At 61.6% G+C, this 21235-nt stretch carries 15 protein-coding genes; all 15 read right to left on the bottom strand.

The annotated features are described in order from the left end of the window. Positions 1-99: 99 nt before the first annotated feature. The 15 genes from ACYVRU_RS11410 to ACYVRU_RS11340 all read right to left on the bottom strand — a co-directional run bounded on the left by ACYVRU_RS11410 (position 100) and on the right by ACYVRU_RS11340 (position 21126). On the bottom strand, positions 100-2823 hold the full coding sequence (locus tag ACYVRU_RS11410) for an AMP-binding protein (RefSeq protein ID WP_114538951.1): 2724 nt from the start codon (positions 2821-2823) through the stop codon (positions 100-102). A gap of 86 nt (positions 2824-2909) precedes the next feature. Next, complete coding sequence (gene menB / locus ACYVRU_RS11405) at positions 2910-3749, bottom strand: 1,4-dihydroxy-2-naphthoyl-CoA synthase (protein WP_114538950.1); 840 nt, start codon at positions 3747-3749, stop codon at positions 2910-2912. A 1-nt stretch (position 3750) separates the two neighbouring features. Next, positions 3751-4824, bottom strand: a complete 1074-nt coding sequence (locus ACYVRU_RS11400; protein WP_114549372.1) for a type IV pilus twitching motility protein PilT — start codon at positions 4822-4824, stop codon at positions 3751-3753. A gap of 19 nt (positions 4825-4843) precedes the next feature. Beyond that, a complete protein-coding gene (locus tag ACYVRU_RS11395; protein ID WP_114538948.1) occupies positions 4844-5263 on the bottom strand; it encodes a S4A5 electrogenic sodium bicarbonate cotransporter 4 in 420 nt (139 codons plus the stop codon). Continuing rightward, positions 5256-5891, bottom strand: coding sequence for a hypothetical protein (locus ACYVRU_RS11390; RefSeq protein ID WP_461186163.1), 636 nt, complete (start codon positions 5889-5891; stop codon positions 5256-5258). The genes ACYVRU_RS11395 and ACYVRU_RS11390 overlap by 8 nt, the downstream gene beginning before the upstream one ends. After that, positions 5891-6517, bottom strand: a complete 627-nt coding sequence (locus tag ACYVRU_RS11385; RefSeq protein ID WP_022741577.1) for a DUF4860 domain-containing protein — start codon at positions 6515-6517, stop codon at positions 5891-5893. Before ACYVRU_RS11385 ends, ACYVRU_RS11390 begins: the two co-directional genes overlap by 1 nt. Beyond that, a complete protein-coding gene (locus ACYVRU_RS11380; protein WP_041714710.1) occupies positions 6514-6837 on the bottom strand; it encodes a hypothetical protein in 324 nt (107 codons plus the stop codon). Before ACYVRU_RS11380 ends, ACYVRU_RS11385 begins: the two co-directional genes overlap by 4 nt. A 5-nt stretch (positions 6838-6842) precedes the next feature. Then, a complete protein-coding gene (locus tag ACYVRU_RS11375; protein ID WP_114538946.1) occupies positions 6843-7895 on the bottom strand; it encodes a type II secretion system F family protein in 1053 nt (350 codons plus the stop codon). Positions 7896-7914: 19 nt separating this feature from the next. Beyond that, a complete protein-coding gene (locus ACYVRU_RS11370) occupies positions 7915-8907 on the bottom strand; it encodes a transglutaminase-like domain-containing protein (RefSeq protein WP_114538945.1) in 993 nt (330 codons plus the stop codon). 4 nt (positions 8908-8911) lie between these two features. Next, the gene (locus ACYVRU_RS11365) at positions 8912-11908 is read right to left on the bottom strand and encodes a response regulator (protein ID WP_181869642.1); all 2997 of its coding nucleotides are present in this window, start codon (positions 11906-11908) and stop codon (positions 8912-8914) included. A 16-nt stretch (positions 11909-11924) separates the two neighbouring features. Next, positions 11925-12284 (bottom strand): Hpt domain-containing protein, encoded by a 360-nt coding sequence (locus ACYVRU_RS11360; protein ID WP_461186162.1) that lies wholly within the window; start codon positions 12282-12284, stop codon positions 11925-11927. Between the two features lie 31 nt (positions 12285-12315). Then, positions 12316-14424, bottom strand: a complete 2109-nt coding sequence (locus ACYVRU_RS11355; RefSeq protein ID WP_461186161.1) for a GGDEF/HDGYP domain-containing response regulator — start codon at positions 14422-14424, stop codon at positions 12316-12318. Between the two features lie 42 nt (positions 14425-14466). After that, positions 14467-15702 (bottom strand): phenylacetate--CoA ligase family protein, encoded by a 1236-nt coding sequence (locus ACYVRU_RS11350; protein WP_114548457.1) that lies wholly within the window; start codon positions 15700-15702, stop codon positions 14467-14469. Between the two features lie 132 nt (positions 15703-15834). Further along, entirely contained in the window at positions 15835-16497 is a 663-nt protein-coding gene (locus ACYVRU_RS11345; protein ID WP_114548458.1) for a response regulator transcription factor, read from the bottom strand. Between the two features lie 435 nt (positions 16498-16932). Beyond that, positions 16933-21126: a hypothetical protein gene (locus ACYVRU_RS11340; RefSeq protein ID WP_461186160.1), complete on the bottom strand. Its 4194-nt coding sequence runs from the start codon at positions 21124-21126 to the stop codon at positions 16933-16935. Between the last annotated feature and the right edge of the window lie 109 nt (positions 21127-21235).

Here is a 21235-nt window from a genome sequence, read left to right as displayed (position 1 = left end):
TAAATGGTGCGCCTGAACGATTGTTGCCTTGCGGTTAATTGGCTCAAAATTCACGATTTTAGGGAGAAGGCCTGCCAGATGAGCCAGGTGCGTCCGCGCCTACTCGATGACATAGCGATGCTGCCGAACGGCGGCCACCGCTGCGGCATTCAGCGAGCAGCCGATGCCCGTCTCGTGGCCCGGGGCGTTCAGCGTGATGATGCCGTCGGGGGCGGTATAGGCAGGCACCGTGAGGTCGGCGTCGAAGTAGCGCGCCGTGGCGCCCAGATCGCCGGGGATGACCACTCCGGGCAGCGTTTGGAAGGCCGCGTGGGCAAACCGCGACACGCCGGTATCGTACATGCCGCTCATGCAAACCTCGCGGCCCTCGGCCAGCGCTCGGTGCACGAAGGCGAGCGACCGCTCGATGCCGCCGAACTTCCCGATCTTCACCATGGCGCAGCGCAACTCGGGATGCTCGAACAAGCCGGCGGCCTCTTCGGCGTTCACGAAGGATTCGTCCACGCAGATGGGCATGGCCAGCGTATGCTGGAACGACGCGAGTCGGGTGAAAGGGTCTCGCAAAGCCCGCTCGCCCCCGGCGGCGGCCAGGTTCAGTGGCTCTTCGATCCAGCCGATATCCAGCTCGTCGTAGGAGCGCAGCTCGGCCAGGTTGTGCAGGCCGAAGCTCTGGTTCGCGTCCAGGGTGATAAGCAGATGCGGGAACGCCCGACGCACCGCGCGTACCGCCGGAAGCCCCCGACCGGGAGCCACCTTCAACTTAATGCGCTGGTAGCCCGCGTCCACGCACTCGCGCACTTCGGCCACCGTTTGGGCGGGCGTGCCCAGGCCCACCACCGCGCCGCTGTACACCTTGCGCGTCGCCCCGCGTCGATCCCCGGAGTGCGCCAAAGCCACAGCGGCGTCGTCTCCCTCGAGGGCCGCAGCGACCCGGTTCATACGGTCGAACTCCTCGCCGAGCAGCTTCCACAGGGGTTTTTCCGTAACCTTGCCGTACAAGTCCCAGCAGGCCATCTCCAAAGCGCTCACCGCCATGGGGAACGCCTCCGCACCTTCCAGCGAGAACAGGTCGGCCGCCACCTCGCGCGGGTGCAGGTACGTGCCGGCGATGACCCGGGGCGCCAGCACGTCGCGCAGCACGCGCAGATCGTCGCCGAGGGTCTCGGGCAGATACCAATCAGTGTCGAAGGCCGTGCATTCCCCCAGCCCTACGCGGCCCTTGCGATCGATCACCTCGACAATCACCGTGTCGCGGTAGGTCAGCGTCTCCTTCGGCGTTTTGAAGGGCTTGGAAAACGGCAGGCGCCCATGATGCAGCACCACGCGCCGAATGTCGATGTTCTCGTGGAACAGCGCCTCGCAAGCGGCGCGATCGATCTTACCGATGCCCGAGCGAGGCAGCTCGTCCACAATGGAGATCTGCTCGGGCACGTACAACTTCGACAGCCGCTGGGAAAGGGCCTCCCGCAGCGTGCGCGTGCTGATGAGCGGGGCGTCCGGCGTCAGCTCTACCACCGCTGCCGGGCGCCGGCCCCAGCGCGCGTCGGGCAGGCCGAACACGTAGGCGTCGGCCACGCCGGGAATGCGCACCAGGGCATCGACGATCTCGGCCGGGTACACGTTCTCACCGCCGGAAATGAACATGTCGCCGGTGCGCTCGCGCACGTAAAGGCAGCCGTCGTGCAGCGCCGCCGTATCGCCCGTGAGGAAGAAACCGTCCACGGTGAAGGGCGCCCGAGCGTTGGCGTAGCCGCCGAACACCCCCGGCCCGCGCAGGGCCAAACGGCCGAAGCCGGCTGCGTCCGGTTCCACAATACGGGCCGAATAACCTGGCAGAAGCCGCATACCTCCCGTGAACTGGGGCGTGATCAGCGTGTTCGCCACTTGGCTCGACGTCTCGGTCATGCCGTAGCTGGCATACACGCGCCCGCCGGCCTCCAGAGCCCGGGCCACGGTCTTCGCGTTCAGCGGGCCGCCGCCGAGCAGCACGCACTCGTACTGGGCCAGCGCGCTCGGCCGCGCATTCAGCATGTCCTGCAGCATCTTGTCCACCACCGAGATATGGGTGGCGTGCATCACCTCGGCGTCACGCAGCACCGCCGCCGCGTCGAAGCGCTCGTAAATACGCAGAGGCCAGCGGCTGCAGACGCTGCGCACAAGCACCTGAAAACCGCCCACGTGGAAAAACGGCAGCACCGCTTGCCACAGGCCGCGCCCCCGAACGCGCCCAGAAAGCACCCGGTTCGACGCCTTCGACGCCTCCACGAGGTTGCCCCAGGTGAGCTCGGCCGCCTTGGGCTTGCCCGTCGTGCCGGAGGTGAACATGATGAGGGCCCGATGGCTGGAATCGAAGACATGGGCGGCTCGTTCGGCGAAGTGGATGGCATCCTCGACTGAGCCGCCGAGAGAGTCGTCCACCCGTCCCGCCCGCTCGTTGCGCAGAAGCGAGTTGCACACCGCCTCGAAGAGCTTGGGCTCGCCGGCCGCGTCCACCGTGTAGGCCACGCGCAGCCCCGCCCGTTCCAGCTCCAGCACGCGCGTGAGCTTCTCGGCGTCGGTCAGCCGGTGGTTCAGCGCCACCAGGGCGAACCCCCCGTAGGCCGCCGCCAAGGCAAGGAACACGTACATGGGGCCGTTCGGCAGATCCACCGCCACCGCATCGCCTGGGAAGACGCCCTTATCCCGCAGCCGCCGCGCGAGCTGAGAGGCGATGAGCCTCGCCTGGCGATAGGTGTAGGCCGTCTCGTTGCCGCGCCGATCGACCGCCGTGAAGAACACGGCCTCAGGGCGCAACTGCGCGGTGCTTTCGAAGATATCGATCATGAACGGCTCGTGGAACTCCTTGGGCGCGATAAGCTGAACAGGGCACAGGAAGCCCCCCGCCGGCTGCGGCAGGGGGGCGAAGCATCCTACGGAAACTTCGGGAACTGGGTGAAGTCGGGGGCGCGCTTCTCCTTGAAGGCGTCGCGGCCCTCTTTGGCCTCGTCGGTGGTGTAGTACAGAAGTGTGGCGTCGCCGGCCAGCTGCTGCAGACCCGCAAGGCCGTCGGTGGCGGCGTTGAACGATGCCTTCATGAAGCGCAGGGCTGTGGGGGAAAACTGCATCATCTCGGCGGCCCAGGCCATGCACTCGTCTTCCAAATCGTCGAAGGGCACGACCTTGTTCACGAGGCCCATTTCCAACGCCTCGTCGGCCGTGTACTGGCGGCAGAGGTACCAGATCTCGCGAGCCTTTTTCTGACCCACGATGGCGGCCAGATACCCCGCGCCGTAGCCGGCATCGAAAGAGCCCACCTTAGGCCCGGTCTGGCCAAACTTCGCCGTATCGGCCGCAATGGTGAGGTCGCACAGAATAGAGAGCACATGCCCTCCGCCGATGGCGTAGCCGTTCACCATGGCGATGACGGGCTTAGGCACTACGCGGATGAGCCGCTGCAAATCGAGCACATTCAGGCGCGGGATGTTGTCCTCGCCCACGTACCCTCCGTTGCCGCGCTTCTTCTGGTCGCCGCCGGAGCAGAACGCCTCGTCCTCGTGGCGGCCGCCGTGGTTCACGCCGGTCAGCAGAATGACGCCCACGGACGCATCATCGCGCGCCTCGGAGAAGGCGTCGTACATCTCCATCACCGTCAGCGGGGTGAACGCGTTGCGCCGCTCGGGCCGATTGATGGAGATCTTCGCCACCCCATCGCACAACTCGTAGCGAATCTCGCGGTACTCTTTACCGCACTTCCAATCGTAGTTGCTCAACTTACATCCCTTCTGTTTCGAAGCGCTTCTTCAGGGCTTCCTGGTGGATGGCGTGCTGCAAGGCCACTTCCTTGGAAATCGTGCCCTCTTTCACCAGGCGGTGCAGGCTCTGGTCCATGGTGCGCATGCCGGCGCCGGACGACGAGGCGATAACCGAGTCGATCTGATGGGTCTTCTCCTCGCGGATGAGGTTGCGGATGGCCGGCGTGGCGGTCATGATCTCGAAGACGGGTACGATACCCCCGTCCACCGTGGGCACGAGCTGCTGGCTCACCACGGCCTGCAGCACAAGCGACAGCTGCATGCGAATCTGGCGCTGCTGGTTGGCCGGGAAGGCGTCGATGATGCGGTCCACCGTGGAGGAGGCGCCCGTGGTGTGCAGGGTGGAGAATAGAAGCTGGGCCATCTCGGCGGCGGTCATAGCGGTGCCGATGGTCTCCTGGTCGCGCATCTCGCCGAGCAGGATGACGTCCGGCGCCTCGCGCATCGCGCTGCGCAGCGCCTCGGCGTAGGTGGCGACATCGGAGGGAATCTCGCGCTGGGTGACGATGCAGCCCTCGTGGCGATGCACGTACTCGATGGGGTCTTCCATGGTGATGATGTGCCCCGTGCGCGCCTTGTTCAGCTTGTCGATGATGCAGGCCAGCGTCGTGGACTTGCCGGCGCCCGCAGGACCGGTGACCAGCACGAGGCCCTTCTGGAAGTCGGCGCAGGCCATGACGTCGTCGGGGATGTGGTAGTCGGCGGGGTTGGGCAGCGTGAAGGGGATGACGCGAATGACGGCGCCCAAAGACCCGCGCTGGCGGAACACGTTCACACGGAAGCGCCCCATGCCCGGCACGGCGAAGGAGAAGTCGTCGTCATGGTTGTGGCCGTCCGTGAAGATCTGCTCGTCGCGGCCGGACAGCTCGTAGATGGCGTCCACCAGCTCCTTAGTATCGGCGGGCATGAGCGGCGCCATGTCCATGCGCACCTGACGGCCATCGGCGGTGTAGGTCAGCGGCAGGCCCGCGACGATGAAGACATCCGAGGCCTTCTTGTCGATCATTTCCTGCAGCAGTGCCTTCAGTTCCATAGAAGCTCTCCTTATCTTTCTAGCCGAGCCACAGGTTCTCGCCTGTGCCGTCGTCGATCCATTCCGCTGTGACTTTCCATTGCTCAATGGTGTAGGTATTGTTTTGAATCCGCAGCACGATGGCCAGCGTGCGACCGCTTTCCATCGAGAACGTAGCCGAGATGAGCTCGCCGTCGCGGACAGTCGAATCGCTGTAGCGCTGCAGAACGTCCTCCAATGTGCCTTCAGCCAACGCGGCGTCCACGTCGGCGACGAACTGCTGGCCGACGGATTCTAGCTGATAGGTCTCTGTGGTCGTGGCCGCTTGGCGCTCGGTGGTGGAAAGCTCCGCCAGCGATGTCGTGACGGAAAGCACCGTGAGCACGGCCAGGCACAGCACGATGATGAGGGTGAACAGGCTGATAGGACCGATGCGCACCGAACCGTGGGGCTTAGCCATGGGACACCACCTCCCCTGCGGGCACATAGCGCGATGTCTCCAACGTGTACACAGGCTCCCCCTCGTTGCCCTGGAAGCAAAGACCGCCAGGGGCAAATCCAATGCCTTCCTCGGCTGCCTTGGCCGAGTCATTAAGAACCCGCACCTTCCACACCTCAAGCGTCAGGTAGTGCATCGTCCCGGCTTCGGTGTCCTCGGTGCGAAACGTGCACTCGGCAGACAAGAGGTCGGAGCCGTTCTCTACCTCGTGCGCCGGCTGCGACAACCAGCGATCGGCCATGGGGTCGGCCTCGTAGGCTTCCTTGAAGGCAATCGGATCGGCGGCGAACTCCTCGGCCACATTCGAGGCCAGCACGAGCCCGTCCATCAGATCGGCGCTCTCGCGACCTATGCGGTCGGCCTCGGCGTTCAGGTTCATGAGCACCGCCAGCGAGCCCGTCAGAAACACGAGCAGAAGCAGCGCCTCCACGATGAAGGCGGCGCCGGGCCACACGGCCCGCTCCTTGCGTACGCGTCCGATGCGGTCGTTGTAACGGGCCAGGCGCGCGTCGGCGACATTCGCCTCGGCCCTATGGGCGGCCACAGAAGCGGACGCCATGGAGCGACGACTCTCGGATCCTCCGGCCATCACGCATCACCTCCCGCCGCGCGCAGAGCCACCGACGTCTGTCCGGCATCGGTGACGATGGTCAGCAATCCTCCCCCGTAGGAGAAGTCGAAGACGGACGACCGCACGATGGCCGTGGCCTTCGACGGGTCGTAGGGGGCATCGGCCAGGGCGTACTCCTCCATGATGACGCCGTCGTAGCGGTACAGGCGCGTCTCGTACACCCCGGAGGGCAGCGTCTCGCGCAGCACCAGGGCCGGGCCGTCCAAAAGGCAGCGCGTGTCGCTGGCGCCGGCTGCTTCGGGCAGCCCCAGCTCCTCGCGGCCTTGGGCGACGACCATGTCGACTCCCTCTTCGGTCACCCAAGCGCAGGCCACCGCATCAATCTGGTCGTTGGCCCGCACATCGTTGGCAAGCAGCGTAAGCGAGAGCCGCTGGTTGTCGGCCGCGTCTCCCTCGCGGTTCAGCCCGCGATACACGTCGGTGCCGGCCAGGATGGCCATCAGCAGCGTCGCCACGAACAGCGCGAACAGAAGCCCTGTGAACACGCGCCCGAAATCGCGCTCGCGCTGACGCCGCACACCGCCGGCCCCGTAGGTCTTGCTCGACGAGGCGAGCCGGGTCGCCCCTTTCAGCTTCTCGGTCATCGCGGCACCACCACCACGCTGGGCGGCACGTTGGAGGCGAAGGCCTCATAGGTGACCGCGTAATCCTGGTGGTTCACAATGAGCCCGTAATGCTCTTCCAAATAGCTGAGGCGCGCCGGATAGGCCCCTTCCACCGCCGCGCACTGCATGGCCGCATCCAGCACCGCCGTGCGCACCGAAGCCGCCGATTGGGCCTCGGTCTGGGCGCTCGTCATATCCCAGGCAAACCACAGCAGCACGGCCAGCACCACGGCCGCGATGACGGCAACCACCCGCCGGGTGCGCCGCTGCTGCATCTGGGCTGTCTTACCGTGAATCATGATGGCTAGCCGATCGAACCCATGATGCCGATCAGCGGCAGCATGACCGAGATGAGCGTGGCCCCCACGGCAATGGTGAGAAAGGCGGCCAAAGCCGGCTCGATGTTGTCAATGGCGGCATCAATCTGCAGAATGGCGTCGTCGAAGAAGTTGGCCGACAGGCGATCGAGCGCCGCGTCCAGCGAGCCGGAGCGCGTGCCGATGGTGAGCAGGCGCGCGTGAATTTGCTCGAACACCTCGGCTTCGCTGATGGCCTGAGCGAGCGAGCGCGGGCTTTCCGCGTCAATCATCAGCCCGTAGGCGGCCGTGGCCTTCACCTTAAGCCCCTCGTGCTCCACCACCTCGATGGCGCGCCGCATGGCCTCGTCGGTGTTGATGCCCGAGGCGGTGTAGGCGGCCAGCGCCGAGGCGAACCGGGACACGGCCAGCTGCTCCATAGCGGGACGGGTGGCCGGGAACTTCTCCATAAGGTGCATCACCGCGATGCGCCCCGCTTCCGAGCGGCAGGCGATGGCAGCGCCCACAGCCACGATAGCGCAGATGAGCGTGATGCCGAGGGCCACCCAGCCGATAGCCACCGACACGCCCACGGCCCCCGAGGAGCCGTCGGTGAGCGAGCCAGCCATGGAAACGTACACGTCCTCGAACACCGGCAGAATGATGATAACCGTGAAGGCCAAGATGATGCTCATGATGCACAGCAGCGCCGCCGGATAGCCCACCGACGAGCGAATCTTCGCGAAGAGGCGGTCCTCCTCGTCGTAGTAGACGCCGAGGGAGCGCAGCACTTCCTCCAGGCGGCCCGAGGCCTCGCCCACGCCCACCATATCCACGGCGTAGCGGGGGAAGGCGCCGGACGCCTTCATGGCGACCGCCAGCGTATCCCCGGCGCACAGGCGCCCGTAAACGCTCTCGCAGGTCGCCTGCAGAGCCACATCCCCAATGTCCTCGGAGAGCATTCCCACGGCCTCGTCAGTCTGGATGCCCGCCGCCAGCATCATGGCAACGCTCTCGCAGAAGAGGCTGATGCCTGCGCTATCGAGTTTTGGTTTGGCCATGGCGTCCCCTGCCCTTCTTCTAGTAGGTGTAACGATCGGTATAGCTCGTGCCGTCGCCAATGGTGCTTGCGGCGCCACTGGCGGCAAAGGTCAAATCTACGCGCGTCCAGCTGTTCGGCTTAATGCTTATCTCGACGCTTATCCATTCTCCGTCAATATATACCATGTTCCATGCATGGTACACATCATCAGGAGAAACGTAGCCGGTAATCACTTGGCAGGGAATGCCAAGGCTGCGCAGCATGGCCGCGCCCAGCGATGCGTAGTCGAAGCAGATGCCCGTCCCCGAGGCCAACGTTGCGTCCGGATCGGGCACGTATCCTGTGGCCGAGGCCAACTGGGCGGCCTTGTCGTGATCGTAGGTGATGTTGTCCACCACCCACTGGTAGATGTTGCGCACGACATCGCCCTGATTGGCAGCGCCCTGGGCCAGCTCGCGCGCCTTCGCCACCACGGCGGAGGACTCGTTGTAATTCACGAACATGTTCGGCACGAGGAAGGGCGCCGTCTCACTGGAAAGGTTCACGTTCTCGATGACGCTGAACAGCTCCACGTAGTTGTTACCTGAGGTGTTCTGCATAACGCGAAAGGTGTAGGGGCCATCGCCCATGTTGATGGGCACGATGATGGGCGTGCCGTCGCCGGGCAAATCGTAGTTGTAGCTCATCTCGCCCTTGACCACCTGGAACTTCAGGCGCGCATCGTTTCTCGCGGAAGCGCCCACGACGCCCTGGGCCAGCTGCGAGGTGTCGATGGCGCACTCGTTGCCGGTCTGGGCGGCGCCCTCGTTGAAGGCGACCAGAGCCACCGAACCGGGCACGGAGTAGGCCGGGCCCGAAGTAGTGCTCTCGCCATTGTTCGGGTCGCCCGAGCCTCCGGGAATGCCGGATCCGCCCGTGCCCCCCGAGCCTCCCGACGAGCCGCCGCACGCCACCAGCAAAGCCGCGCACGCCAGCATCAGGGCCACGGCAACGACGGTCGCCGCGCGGCGGTATGTCAGTCTGCGCGCCAAACCGCTACAGCCACTCCTTCAGGGTCTTCACCAGAAGCTCGATTTCCATAGGCTTGGACATATGGGCGTTCATGCCGGCGGCACGAGCACGGGCCACATCATCGGCGAAGGCATCGGCCGTCAGCGCCACGATGGGAATCTCGCCCAAATCGGGGCGCGGCGTAATCGTCGTATCATCAAGGCCCTTGCCCTCGGCGGCGGCGCGAATAGCGCTTGCCGACTCATAGCCGTTCATCACGGGCATCTGAATGTCCATGAACACCAAGTCGTAGTAGCCCGGCTCCGCATCGAGCAGCTTCTCCACCGCGATGCGGCCGTTCTCGGCATGATCCACTTCCAAGCCCGTCATGCCCATGATGTCCAGGGCAATGGCGGCGGCGATGGAATTGTCCTCGGTCAAAAGCACACGATGCCCGCTGAAGTCGCTCTGCTTGAGCACCTCGTACTCGCTGGTCGGCTCGCTCTCCTCTTCGGACGTGAGCAGGCCCTTCATCACATGCACGAGACGGCTCTTGAACAGCGGCTTGGCAATGAAGGCGTCCACACCCACCGAACGGGCCTCCTGCTCGACGGCCGTCCAGTCGTAGGCCGACAGGATGATGATGGGCATGTCGTCGGAGACAATCTCGCGAATCTCGCGGGCCGCCTCGATGCCGCTTTTGCCCGGCATCTTCCAATCAAGAATAACGGCTACGTAGCTGCGCTCATCCTCGACCGAATGGCGCACCGCCTCAACGGCGTCCTCGCCCGACAACACGTAGTCGGGCTCCATGCCGATGGACTTCAGCACCTCGCAAGCGCTTTCAGCGGCAGCCTCCTCGTCGTCGGCCACCAGCACCCGCAGACCCTCCAGAGGCGTCAGATCCTGGTCGTCGCCGTCGCGCAGCTTCATGTACACCGTCACCGTGAAGGTGGTGCCCTCGCCGAGCTTGCTCTTCACGTCGATGGTGCCGTTCATCAGGTTCACCACCGAGCGCACGATGGACATGCCAAGGCCGGTGCCCTCCACCTTCGTGACGCGCGAATCGTTGGCGCGCGTAAACGGCTCGAACACCGTCTTCACGAAGTCCTCGGACATGCCGCAGCCTGTGTCGGAGAACGTGAACTCGTAGCAGCCCGAGCCCTTCACGCGGCTCGGCAGCTCCTTGATGCGCAGGCTCACGGTACCGCCTTCGGGCGTGAACTTCACCGAGTTGCCCATGATGTTCACGAACACCTGCTGCAGGCGCATGGGATCGCCCACCACGTGCTCGTGCTGAATGTCGGCGATTTCCACCTTCAGGTTCAGCTTCTTGTCGTTGATCTGGGGCGTCATGATGGACATGAGGCTTTCCACCGTCTCCGGCAGGTCGAAGTCCTCTTCCGACAGCCCCAAGTTCCCGCTCTCGATCTTCGCCATGTCGAGCACCTCGTTGATGAGCCCGAGCAAGTGACGACTCGAGGTGGTGATCTTCGTGAGGCAGTCCTTCACGCGCTCCGGATCGTCCAGATACATCGAGGCGATGGCCGTCAGTCCCATGATGGAGTTCATGGGCGTGCGAATGTCGTGGCTCATGGAATTGAGGAAGTCGGTCTTGGCACGGCTGGCGCGCTCGGCCTCGCGGAACGCGTCTTCCAGCGCGTTGTGGTTCGCAATCTCGCGCTCTTTCACGTCGGTGACATCCTGCACCGAAAGCAGCACGCTCGTCACCTGGTCGGAGGCGTCGCGCTGCAGCGGCAGCATGGAGGCCTGCAACCAGCGAACCTCGCCCGTGTCGGGATCCTTCAGGCGATACTCGAAGTGCAGATACGTCGTGTCCGGCGTCAGATGCTCGCGAATGTGCTCCGGCGTGAGCTCGGTCTTCATGCGCTCGGCTTCCTCGTCGTCGCAGAAGCGCGTCTGCCAGTAGTAGCGGAACATATGGTACTCGCCGTTGCGCGGCAGGTCGTCCTTAATGCCCTCGTCCTTCAGATACTCGTAGGTGTTAGCGACCAGATCGATCACCGCGAAGCGCTGGAAGAGCGCCAGCGAAGAGTTCACGATGCTCGTCACATGGGCGCTCTCGCTTAAGAGCTTACGGCGCTGGCGCATGGTCTGCACGAGCAGGAAGCCCGCCACCAGGGCCAACGCGCCACCAACGAGGGCCACCAACATGAGACCGGCCGCATTCGCCCTGCTCTGCATGCCGTCGGTGATAGAGCTGGGGAAGGTGCGCATGATGAGCCAGTCGTAGTTCTCGATGGGCATGACGTACGCCGTGCCCGCGCCCGAATCCCCCTTGTAGTTGAAGGTGACGGACACGCCGCTTTCCAAAGACGCCTCCAGCTCGGTGCGCGAGATATTGCCCGAGGATTCGTCCTCGAGATACAGATCGACGGCGTTTTTCACCCCGCTGGTATAGGTGATGGACGAGTGGGCCATAACGTCGCCGTTGCGATCGAGCAAGTAGGTGTTGGTCTGCTCGTTGAAAATATAGGTGCGCAGGAACTTCTCCATGGAATCTTCCCGATACGCGCCGCAAATGACGCCAACCACTTCGTCCTTAAAGTAAAGCGGCGTGTAGAAAATGACAGAGAGGTCGTTGTAGAACAGCGAATTCTCGACCGCGCAGACGCCCGACTCGCCTTCCATGCCCCGCGCGAAGTATTCGCGATCGCTCGCGTCGGCCTCCTGGCCCTTGTCATCGACGGTGAGGCCATCGCTGAGAGAAATCGTCGTGTAATCGAACTTCGTGTAGTTCGCCAACTGCTCGATACCGGCAGCGCTAATCTCGTCCACGCTCGCAAGCGTGCTCTCGTACATGGAGGACAGGAGCTTGATCTCAGTCTGAGAGTCGGTCATCCACTCGCTGATGCGCCGCGCCGACTGCTCGGTGGAGCCCTGAAGGTACTTCGTGTTCTGCTCGTAGATGCGTTCGTTGTTCATCGCGATAAACGAAACGAGCGCGGCGATGACTATGGCCAGCGCGATAAGAATCACGGCAATGCGGCCGTACCTCGTTTTGTTGTCTGTTTCAGTCATTCGCTGGGTTCCTTTGTTAGATGATGGCGATGGAGTCGACCACCAGGGCATAGGCGTCGCGCACGGCCGGCATGAGCTCAGGAACCGCTTCCATGTTGGCCGGCACGCCGGCGTCATCCAAACGCAGCGCATCGGACAGGGCGGCGGCTTCGAACAGCGGCGTGAAGCCCAAATCGCGGCTCACGCCCTTCAGCGTATGGGCACCGCGATAGGCCTCGGGGAGGTCGCCCGCCTCAAGAGCGCTTTCCAACGTCTGCATCGATGTGTCCTGCAAAAAGATCTTCGCGAACTTCTCGATGCGCTCGTCGGTAAGCAAGCGTCCGCGCACGGTTTCCAAATCGCCGCCCATGGCAGCGTAAGCAATCTCCAACGACATCTCGGTCTCCTTTTATCCCTTGGGTGACAGTCTACTGGTCAGATTCGTCTCTGTCGATGCCCGAAAGCGCCGTATGCGCCTCTTCAAGCAGCAAATCCCGTTCTTTCTCGTCCAAATCGCTGTAAAACACGTACCCGCTGCGGCCACCGCGCTTCTTGTGATACAGCGCTACATCGGCCCGGCGGAACAGCTCATCGTAGTCGCGCACATCGCTACCGGCAATGGCCACACCCATGGAAACCGACAGCGGGAAGCCTTCGAAGTCACCCTCAAGCGACCGATGGATGCGGTCGATCAGCGGACGCGGGTCGACGGGGCATTCCATGCACAAGAGGAACTCGTCGCCGCCCACGCGAGCCACGACGTCCTCACCGCGCACGCTTTCCTGCAGGCGCTCCGCGAAGTGCTTCAGCACGCGATCGCCGAACTGGTGGCCGTAGGTGTCGTTGGCCTGCTTGAAGAAATCCAGATCGCACAACGCCAGCACATGACGGTCGCGATGACGGTCGCACGCCTCCCCCGAGCCCAAGCGCTCGGCGATGACCTTGCGGGCGAAGGCGCCGTTGACCACTTCCGTCAGCGGATCGTGGTAGGCCTTGAACTGCAGGTCGATCAGCTCAGCCTGGCGATCGTCGATATCGATGAGCTTACCGATAGAGCCCAGGTAAACCGGATCGGACGGCCCCGACCACAGCGCGCGGGCCAGCACATGGAACCAACGCAGCTCGTCGCCCACGGTGGCTTCCATCTCCATATCGATCACCGGATCATCAATGGTGGTGGTGCGCAGAAGACGGCTGAGCTTCTCCAGGTTCTCCTTGCCGAACGTCGCGCAGAAAGCCTCATCGTTGTAGGGATCCATGATAATTTCGGGCAGATCGAGCTTGTGGTCGCTCCAGTCGGACAGCACGATCATCGGCGGCTCTTCGGTGAACTCGAACTGCACCTCGTTGCTCATGGAAGCGAAGAAGTGGTACTTCATGCGCTCGTAGTCGAGCAGCTCGAGGGTGCGGCTCGAGGCCTCGGCGTCGCCGTTATCCAGCGTCGCCTCGGACAAATGCAGCGAGTCAATCGAAATCTCGCGGCCCGTGATGCCGTGGTTCAGGCGCTTCTCCAAATCACCCGCCACCGCCGTCAGGCATTCCAGAATAAGCGGGTTGAACGCGCCGCACTCCCCTTCGCGAATCATGCGCAGGGCCTCTTCGTGGCTGAACGGCGGCTTGTAAACGCGGCGACTCGTAAGGGCGTCGTACACATCGGCCAGGGCAACTACCTGGGCCGATATGGGAATGTCGTCGCCCACAAGGCCATCGGGGTACCCCCGGCCGTCCCAGCGCTCATGGTGCCAGCGGCAGATGTCCCGCGCGACCTTCACTAGCTTCTCGTCCTTGTACAGCTCCAGATCGTCCAGCATATCGGAGCCCACGGCGGAGTGGGTCTTCATGATGGCGAACTCTTCGTCGGTGAAACGGCCCGGCTTGTTCAGGATCTCCTCGGGGATGGCGATCTTGCCGATGTCGTGCAAGCTGGAGGCCATCGTGATAAGCGAGATGTCCTCGGTGGTCAGCGGATACTGATCGGTCAGGCGCATGAGCTGCGTCAAGATCATCTCGGTCATGGCCTGCACATTCAGCACGTGCATGCCGCTTTCGCCGTTGCGGAACTCCACGATGTGCGACAAGATGTACACCATGAGGTTGTTGGACTTCTCGCGCTCGTACACCTGGTCGGCCACCATGCCCATGAGCGTGCGCTGCTTCTGGTACAGCATGAGCGTGTTCATGACGCGGCGGCGGACGATGTTCACGTCGTAGGGGCGGTTGATGAAGTCGGTCACGCCCAGCTCGTAGGCGCGTTCGATATAGGCGGCGTCGGACTCGGCGGACACCATGATGACCGGGATGCCCTTGATCCAGCCGTTTTTGTTCATGACCTCCAGCACGTCGAAGCCGTTCATCTGCGGCATGACGTAGTCGAGCAGCACGAGCGATATGCCCGCGCCCTCTTTCTGCAACGCCGCCACGGCCTGCTTGCCGTCCTCCGCCTCGATGATGCGGTAGGCATCGCCGATCATGTCGGCAAGCAATGCGCGATTCAGCATCGAGTCATCAACGATGAGGATCGTCTGCTTCTCACTCAAGCTCGTAATGATGGCTCTCGCCCCCTTTCGAATGCGGCGCGCTTAGTAGCGGCTGTCGAAGATGCGCTTGGTCTTCTTTTCGGAACGCGGCAGCTCGCCCATGGGCACGCCCTTCGCCTCCGGCGTGCAGCCGAGCTTCGCCTTGAAGATGAGCGCGAGCTCCTCCTCGCAGCGCGCCAGCGCCTCGCCTTCAAGCGGCGTCTCGAACAGCACGGTGAGCACGTCGTGGCCATCGACGGCCTCGATCATCACCTGGTATTCGGAGCTGGTGCCGTCGGTGGCCTTGATGACCTCCTCCACCTGGGCCGGGAACATGTTGCAGCCCTTCACCTTGAACATATCGTCGGTGCGCCCGGTGAGCGTGGCGATGCGCGGATGGCGGCTGCCGCAGGCGCAGGTGCCGGGCACGATGCGCGTGAGGTCGTGGGTGCGGTAGCGAATGAGCGGCGCGCCCTGCTTGCGCAGCGTGGTGAGCACGAGCTCGCCCTCCTGGCCGTCGGGCAGCACCTCGCCGGTTTCGGGATCGACGATCTCGATGTAGACAAAGTCGTCCCAGATGTGCATGCCGTCGTGAGCGTCGCAGGAAATGCCGATGCCCGGGCCGTACACCTCGGTGAGGCCGTAAATGTCGTAAATCTCGATGCCCAGCTCGTCCTGAATGCGGTTGCGCATCTTCTCGCCCCAGCGCTCGGAGCCGATGACGCCCTTCTTCAGGTGAATCTTGTCGCGCAGGTTGCGCTTGGTGATCTCCTCGGCGAGAAGCAGCGCGTAGGAGCTGGTGGCGCAGATGACCGTGGACTTCAGATCCTGCATCATCTTCAGCTGCTTCTCGGTGTTGCCCGGCCCCATGGGAATGGCCATGGCGCCCAGGCGCTCGGCGCCCAGCTGGAAACCGATGCCGGCCGTCCACAGGCCGTAGCCCGGGGTGATTTGGATGCGGTCGAGCGGGGTGATGCCCGCCATCTCGTAGCAGCGGGCGAACTGCGTGGCCCAGTCGATGACGTCCTGCTGGGTGTAGGGGATGATAACCGGCGTGCCCGTGGTGCCCGAGGAGCTGTGGATGCGCACGACTTCCTCGTCGGGCACCGCCTGCAACCCCAGCGGATACACCGCGCGCAGGTCATCTTTCTCGGAAAAGGGCAGCTTTTCGAAGTCGGCCTGGGTGCGCACGTCCGCGACATCGATACCTTCGAACTTCTTCGCGTAGAACGGCGACCGCTCCTTAATGGTGGCCAGCTGATTGGCGATAAGCTCAAGCTGCTCTTTCGTCATTTCCATGGGCGCGCATCTCTCCTTCGGACACATTTGTTGCGAGTATGCCCCATTCTAACAAACTGGCAACAACTCGCACTCGTGAATCACGATAATCGCGCAGGGAAAAGGCGAGGTGATGGCTGGAAAGATGACGGATTAACCCATAGATGGCGGATCGAATCGGTAGCCGAATTTGCGGATGGCCTTGATCTCCGCGTCCCAGCCCATCTTTTTCCGTAAACGCGCAACGGCTATATCGACAGCCTTCGACTTCGAAGGGTAATAACCGTGCCATACGCGCTCATAAATATCTTCTCGGCTAAAAGCGCGATGGGGATTCCTCACGAACAGCATGAGCAGATCGTACTCTTTGGGGGAAAGAACCACTTCGCATCCGGCTATGCGCACCTGCCGCGCCGTCGTATCGATCTCCGTCGTGCCCATGCGCAGCGTCTCGCGGAGCGCGCCGCGTTCGAGAAACTTATTGGCGCACGACAGCAGCTCCCGAACCGAAAAAGGCTTGATGATGCAGGCGCTTGCCCCGATTTCCATGCAGTGCAGGCACTCTTTCTCTTGAGAGGCGTCAAGCACCATGATCGTAGGGATATCGAGCGTGCGAATGTACTCGAGTAATTGAATACTGTCGATGCCCGTCAGACCAAGGCCCAGAACGGCAAGATCGAAATCCGCTTCTACAATGGCGTCAACGGCATCAAGCCCGTCACACACCGTGACGCAATAATGGCCCTCGCGCTCGAAGGCGGCTTTCACGACATCAGCCACGCATTGCTCGCCTTCAACAATAACGATGTTCGCCACGACTATCTGCCCCCTCTCCCGTTCGAAGGGGCGGCCGCAAGGACGGTCGGCGCGGTCGGCGCGGTCGCAACAGAGGGGTCAGCGCCCCTTGCGGCGCCTATTGTTTTCTGGGAGCCCCCCCCCCCGAGCTGTTTTTTGCCCTGAGGATTAAAAGGGCAGCTGCAGCCGGCCGCACCAGCAGCAGTTCTCTTTAATTCCCTCGGAAAACCCATCGGTTCACCTTTCTCATGCTTTACGGTGCGCAAAGCGAAGCGACTCGCCTCGCGCATCGCCGGATCCGCACCATCCGAAGCGAATCCCGTATCGCCCTTTTGCGATGTTACGATTTTACGCGAATCATACGATGCCCGACGGCTGCTTGGCGTCACCCTGCCCTACTTTCCTGCTAAACACGAGAGCTTGTCCTCTCGTAGCTCCATCCGATGATCCTTCCCGCTATTTGGCGTGTCGACCCCTCGCAAGACGGCGCATGCGCCCGAAGGCTACTACCGAAATGCCCGCCCCAAGTGCTGTTGCCACCAAAAGGACGACCACCCACCAACCCTGCGGATCGCCCGTCTGCGGAAGATGGATTAGCGTTTGGAACCAACTGGAACCGCCTCTGCCATTGGCCGCACTCGCGCCATCCGTCGCGGGGAGAATAGCCTGCTTCTCGCGATCGTAACCGCAAACCGAGCACACCTCGTGACGACGCCCATCATCGGCCATCACCTCGCGGAACTCATGAGCCCCCGCAGCCGCCTTGACGTTGCAGACAGTGCACTCGCGCCAGTGCCCCGCCGCATCGGCCTTCCAACCGCCGAACACGTGCCCCACCGACGGGATGGGCGTCGCATATCTCGTTGCGCCGCAATGCTTGCAATGATTCGATTTCAGACCGTCCTCAACGCAGGTAACGGGCTTGTCTACCGTGAAATTCGCCTCCCACTCGTGGGGAAGAACATCGAGCGGCCGTCTTTCAACGGCGTCACACGTAGTGCAGGTGCGCTTTTCGGTTCCTTGCTGAACGCAGGTCGAAGGAGTTTCGACAGCCCAGTCGCCCCAAACATGCTCCTGATACCCCCATGCCGCGTACACCGTTACATCGGCATCGACAAGCTCCACGCTATTAACATAGGCGTGGGAGGCCGCTCCATCGCGAGCCATGCCCTCATCGGCAGAGGTGGGCGCCGCCTCATGATCGAAGATGCCGTCGACACGACTGAGCGTCCAGCCGAGGAACACCACTTCCTTGCCGTTCAGGCCGCTGTGAGTGGGCCGAGCACTGCCGAGAGATACCGTGTCGCCGGCAAGATGAAGCCCCTCATCAACGGGAAGCCCCTTAACTGTACCATTTTCCTGAGCGTTTCCGTCGTAGATGATCTTGTATGACGTTTCGGAGAAATCAGGTACTCCGCTATTGTTGCGGTCCTGTGCCCATACGGCATAGAGAGTAAGGTCTTCCGTTCCCATGATAATTTTGCCCGAGACCAGCGCCTTCTTTGCTTCATCTCGCTGCTCCGCTGTAAAGGCATCTTCGTGCTTAGCCCGACTCCAACCTGCGAAGATTTCTGTGATGCCGTCGGGATTTCCGGGCTGCCGGCTGAAGCCCGTATCCGACGTCAACGGAACCGGCGTGCCCTTCCTGATGTCGGTCTGGCCTGCCGGGGCAGAGCCAACGCCGCCATTCAAATCGTAGGAAAGCGAGTAGGTCTCCAATACGTCGGCGACATTGTTCCTGTTGTCGTCATAGCCCCAAGCGGCATAGACGGTTTTATCGGCATCGTCGAACGCAACGCTCGTTACCAAGGTCGGCTCGTCATCGCTGCGGCTCAGGATCTTGGCGGGCCGCTCCGTCCAACCAAGGAAAGCGATGCTCTTGCCGTCGGCAGAGTGATAGATTGGCGTAGCGGTGCTGAGCGTGACGGTTTCACTCGTCAGATGGATTTCGCTATCGCTGGGCAAGCCTTCGATCGACCCTCCCGACTGCGCGTTGCCGTCATAATTGATCTTGTACTGCGGCTCTTGATAGTCCGCCACGTGGTTGCCGTTGCGGTCGGCAGCCCAAACGGCATACAACGTTCTGTCCGCCGTATCGAAAATGACGCTCGTGCCTGTGATGAGAGCCTGCTTGAGCTCCTCCTTCTGGGCCGCCGTGAAGGCATCCTCGTGTTCCGTGGCGCTCCATCCGACGAAAAGCTCATTGGCGTTGCGACGGAAACCTGCCTCCGTGGTCAGCTTGACTTCACTGCCTTTCGCGATATTGCTCACTTGCGCTGGAGGCGTTCCGCTGCCTCCGTTAAGATCGTAGATGAGAGAGTACGTTTCCAGCGCATCGGCCACGCCATCGTCGTCTTCGTCATAGCCCCAGGCAGCGTAGACTGTCTTGTCAGCAGCTCCAAAGGTGACTTCGGTAACCGTAGCCGGCGCCTCATCGGCACGGCCGAAAATTGAATTCGTTTGCGTTTCGGTCCAACCGATGAAAACCACTTTCTTGCCATCTACATCGCTATGCGTGGGCTTGGCGTCGCTCAAGGTCACCTTGTCGGAGGGGATGTGCGCTCCGCTGATCGTGGGCATCGCGCCAACCGTGTCACCGTCTCTAGCGTTGGCTTCATAGGTCAGCTGATATTCTTCTGTGTAGTCAGCTACTTTGTTCCCGTTGCGATCGGCGGCCCAGACGGCGTAGACGTTGGTATTGCCATCTGCATCGGCGTACTTGCTCGTATCTTTAGCGTCATCCGCAGAAACGTCGGCGCCTGGCTTTGACAGCATCGTCACCTCTGTCACGATGCTGTCTTTCAAGTCATCGTGATCCGCCTTGGTTTTTATCACACGGTCAAGGATCGGCGTAGTGCTCCAGCCGACAAAGATGTTGGTACCGTAAGTAAAGGTATGGTTTTTTACCTCAGCGGCAGCACTCGATGCGTCGTCATCATGCCCCAGGCTTTTACCGGAAACCGCACCGTTGGTGGAGAGCTGTTCCTTTGCCCCTATCACATGATGGTGGGGACAGATGATGTCGGTATAGTCACCATTGTTGCCGTGATAACGGACATGGACGGCATCGTCGTTGTAATCCGGATTGCTGTTACCATTGGCATCCATCGCATAGACGGCATAAAGGTGGACGTCATGATCGGGCATGTCATGCTGATCCGTAGAGATGATCTTGCCGATGGTTTCTTGAGTCGCATCCTCCTGAAGAACGTCCGCGATTTTCTCCAGGCTCCAGCCGACAAAGATCGTCTTCTCTCCCTTGTTCAGACTGCTGGTGCCCGTATAATTTGGCGAAACCTTCTCGCCTTCAACATGCTGCGTGGTTTCCGGAGCACCCGCTCCGGTTCCGCCGTTCAAGTCATAGGTCACCGAGTAGAGCTTCTTCACCTCGGCAGCAAAGGTCTTGTCATCCGCATTGATTACCTGCTCCTTCAACTGGTCAGTGGTATACGTGGTGGCTTCGTCTGTCCAGTTCCCCGTGAATCTCCAGCCACTCGAGGCCGTAACCGTCGGAATGCCCTCCTTCAGCGCATCGTTGTGCCACACCTTGGTTGAAGAGGCGCTCAGCGTTGCGTTTTCTGCACTAAAGGAAACAGTATGGGGTTGCTGAAGACCAATCGCCAGATCGGCGGTGCCTTTGCCTGTTCCTTTTTCAAGCGTCACCGTGGCCGTAGCGGTCGTCTCGTCATCACCCAGACCAAACGCCCCTCCACTTTCTGGTAGAGAAAACTTCAGCGGATTATCGCCGTTGGCATCGCTGCTGCCGGGGTTGGCAACAATCACATGGTAGGTATCTGCCCGCCGGCCCGTGAATTTAAACACACCCGTTTCGGTAATTGTCTCGTGGCTTTCGGTGTCGTCGGCGCCAACTCCATTCTGATGAGGTGCACTTACTTTAATCTTACCGGTATAGAGATCATCCGCGTCTTCCGTATAGACGCCATCGAAGTCTTTATCAATAAAGACCTTCCCTTCAATAACGCCCGTCTGGAACTCAACTTGAATGCGTGACAAGGGGTTGTGCCCCTGATTGAGCGTGCTGCCCACGGAATAGGGAGACACGCCGCAAGGCCCAAAGTTGACCACGCTGCCCACAAGATCGGCGCTGCTGTCAAACTTTGGACTCAGACGCAGGTTAACTTTTAGATCCGCATCCTCCGGAATGCTTTCGGTATCACTCGTAGCCGCGATGCGAATCATTTTCACATCGCCCCAATTGGTAATTTTTTCTGCCGTAACATAGTTATCATTCGTAACAGTACTATAGTGAAAAGAATCTCCAGGGGCTGCGCTTGCATCAACCTTGGTGCTGTACGTTACCTGAATATGATTGCGGACTGCAGATGCACCGCTGAGCGTCGGTTCTCCCGTCAGCATCATGTCAAAGTCAAATGCCTTATCTTGCATATGACTATCCCAGAAATCCCCCTCTTTGGGCACCGGAATAAAGTAATAAAAGGCCTGCGCGTCGTCCTTGGAAAAAACTCGTCCAGTTTCATTCTTGAGGGTAAAAAGCATGTCCACAACATGATCCGCATCTTTGAGATAGACCTTGTCGCCCTTTTCCTCGAAGTTTGAGTAGTCGCCTGCGTCATAGTCTGGTTCCGTGTTTGACTTGTCCAGCATTCTTGCGCCGAAGGTGAAGGTCAAGCCCAGACGCTGTTAGCGTCGGGCGAGAATAGCCACCTAAAGTCAAACTAGTTCAGCCAAATTCCAGTCAAGCAAAAACAGCCATTGCGACGCTGCTGGCCCTACACTG

This window comes from Adlercreutzia sp. CNCM I-6216, from assembly GCF_977113345.1.
The sequence above is the reverse complement of the archived record's forward strand: the minus strand, read 5'-3'. Positions and strand labels throughout refer to the sequence as shown.